1 protein-coding gene and 1 pseudogene are annotated in these 713 nt (G+C 44.6%); both read right to left on the bottom strand.

Annotated elements, in window-relative coordinates:
• The coding region (locus ACFING_RS10025; RefSeq protein ID WP_375608794.1) for a phage major tail tube protein at window positions 1-518 on the bottom strand (518 nt) is incomplete at its 3' end.
• A 3-nt stretch (window positions 519-521) separates the two neighbouring features.
• Window positions 522-713: pseudogene (locus ACFING_RS10020) on the bottom strand (phage tail protein); the annotation flags it as partial.

The following is a 713-nucleotide window of genomic DNA, read 5'->3' as shown; positions in this document are numbered from 1 at the left end:
TATAAGTTGAGAATAGAGCGGCGGCGAGAACCGATCTCTTGCCCATTGCGGACAAGCCAGCCGCCCCGTTTAAAGGAAAAGCGGTGCAAAACAGAACCATCCCAAAATTCCGTATAGTCCCAAATATTTTTGATCTCGCAATCATAGCCTGTCGCTTTTCCAGCCGTTAAGCCTTCGCTATCGACTTTGACCAACCGCCCTGTCACATCAATGGAATGTTCATGCTCACGCCCATCTTCTTCAGAAATCACATGTTTTTTGCCAGTGAATTTATGACGAAGACCAGGGGGACCACCAAAAATACCGATGACCTCAGGGGTATGGCTGCGGATTTTCATTTGCATGCTCAAAGCTTTCACACCAAGACCGCTCACATCAATTTGCATATCAGAGCCCCCTGGTTGATAGGTTTCTGTAATTTCTTCCAACGTGGGCAGTTTCAATGTTTCAAGATCAAGGTGAAGATTCACATCATCATCAACAATCAAGGTAAAACCGCGTACAATGCGTAAAGTCATGCTTTAACTCCTTGCTGCTTTGCGATAAGTTTCAAGCGTATCGCCAAATTGATAAGTCATTTTCTTTTGGATATCTTGCGCCAAACGATCAAAATAAGCGCTATTGCGCCGGCTGCCGAAACTCAAATCTTCTAAAGGTGGCACTTCTTCTGCATCAAATTCCACCCGCAATTTTCCCAATTGTAAAGTGCTGTT

Source organism: Bartonella sp. AP150HLJHH, assembly GCF_042196385.1.
Taxonomy (GTDB): domain Bacteria; phylum Pseudomonadota; class Alphaproteobacteria; order Rhizobiales; family Rhizobiaceae; genus Bartonella.
This window is presented reverse-complemented; position numbering and strand designations above follow the sequence as displayed.